Source organism: Streptomyces sp. SM1, assembly GCF_002910825.1.
Lineage (GTDB): Bacteria > Actinomycetota > Actinomycetes > Streptomycetales > Streptomycetaceae > Streptomyces > Streptomyces okerensis.
The window spans coordinates 1-1783 of the sequence record NZ_NEUB01000923.1 but is presented as its reverse complement, the minus strand read 5'-3'; the positions used below and the strand labels follow the sequence as shown (position 1 = coordinate 1783).

2 protein-coding genes are annotated in these 1783 nt (G+C 68.4%); both read left to right on the top strand.

Translation table 11 applies throughout. The features are described 5' to 3' along the window. Positions 1–959: stealth family protein (locus tag B9S61_RS31590; protein ID WP_181007621.1), on the top strand; the 959-nt coding region annotated here is incomplete at its 5' end. A 131-nt stretch (positions 960–1090) separates the two neighbouring features. Next, a partial coding sequence (locus tag B9S61_RS31585; RefSeq protein ID WP_258039964.1) for a Stealth CR1 domain-containing protein occupies positions 1091–1783 on the top strand: 693 nt, incomplete at its 3' end.

Genomic DNA, 1783 nt, shown 5'->3' with positions numbered 1-1783 from the left:
TCGACGTCGTCTACACCTGGGTCGACGGCCAGGACCCGGAACTGCGGGCCAAGCGGAACAAGTACAAGGGCCAGGGTGTCGCGGACATCCTGGACAAGGAGACCAACGAGTCCCGGTACACCAGCCACGACGAGCTGAAGTACTCCCTGCGCTCGCTGCGGATGTACGCCGACTTCGTGCGGCACGTGTACATCGTCACCGACGGCCAGACGCCGGAGTGGCTGGACACCGAGGCGCCCGGCGTGACGGTCGTCGACCACCGGGACATCTTCCCCGAAGGGGTCCTGCCGGTCTTCAACTCGCACGCCATCGAGACGCGGCTGCACCACATCCCCGGGCTGTCGGACCACTACCTCTACTTCAACGACGACGTCTTCGTCGGGCGCCGCGTCACCGCACAGCACTTCTTCTACGGCAACGGCATCGCCCGTATCCCGTTCTCGCCGCTCAAGGTGGGGGTCGGACAGCCGCACGGCGGCGAGACGGCCACCAACTCCGCGGGCAAGAACGTGCGCGAGCTCCTGCTCAAGGCGCACGACCGCTTCGTCACCCACAACTTCATGCACACGCCACTTCCGCAGGTGCGTTCCGTGCTGACGGAGCTGGACGAGATGTTCCCCGAGGACATCGACCGGACCATGCGGTCGCGCTTCCGGTCGCCCGACGACATCGCGATGACGGCGTCGCTCCACTACAACCACGCCTATCTGACCGGCAAGGGCATCCCCGGGAAGTTCCGTTTCCGGTACGTCAACATCAGCCGGGAGGACGCGGAGCTCCGGCTCGCGGGCATCGCCGCCAAGCGGAACTACGACTTCTTCTGCCTCAACGACGTGGATGTGCCGCCGCACCGGCGCGAGGAAGTCACGGCCCGCATGTTCTCCTTCCTCGAGGAGTACTTCCCCTTCCCCAGCTCGTTCGAGAAGGCACCGCGGAGCGACTCTTCGGGGACCCGCTGATGGCTCAGGGCGCTCGGCGCGTGCGCAAGCTCGCGGTCAGAGGCGCGAGGGCCGGGCGAAGGGTGGGGGACCGGGCCCGGTCCCTGCGGGTGACGCGGCAGCGGCAGGTGTTGTTGCGGTCGGATGCGCGTGTGCGGCAGGTGGCGTTCGACGGGGAGCCGTTGTGGGGGCGGGTGGTCGAGGAGTTCTCGGCGGCCGGTGCGGCCGCGGAGAATCTGGGTCTGGTCGCGGATGCCCTGGAGCGGGCGGGTGTGGCGTATTTCGTGGTGCCGGGTGTGTCGCGTACGTCGTGGGCCGTGGGTGTGCGTGAGGCGGACCGGGAGTCGTTTCTGGCGTCGATGCGTGGGTTGTACGGGGGGAGTGTCGTTTTCGCGGCGAGGCCCCGTTCCGGTGGGGTGACTGATTTCTCGCTGTTCGCGGACGATGTGTGGCCGAAGGCGTTGTCGTCGGCTCCGGTGATGCGTTTCGGTGTGGTGCGGCTGGGGCCGGTGGGTCAGGTGCTGGCCGGGCCGCAGCTGGGCTGTGATGTGGAGTTCTGGCAGGACGGGGCCGATGTGCTGGCCGGTCCTTCCGCGGAGGAGGAGCTGGCGCGGGTGTCGCCGCAGGCGTCCGAGGATGTGCTGGCGGATTCGCTGGTGGCGCCGCGCCGCAACCGCGTCGCCGACGTCGTCCCGGCCAGTGAGCAGAAGCCGGCGACGATCACGGTCGAGGGCCGTGCCTTCCCGACCTTCGCACCGTTCACGGTGGCGACCGTCGACGACGTGACCTTCCCCGTCGACGTCGTCTACACCTGGGTCGACGGCCAGGACCCGGAACTGCGGGCC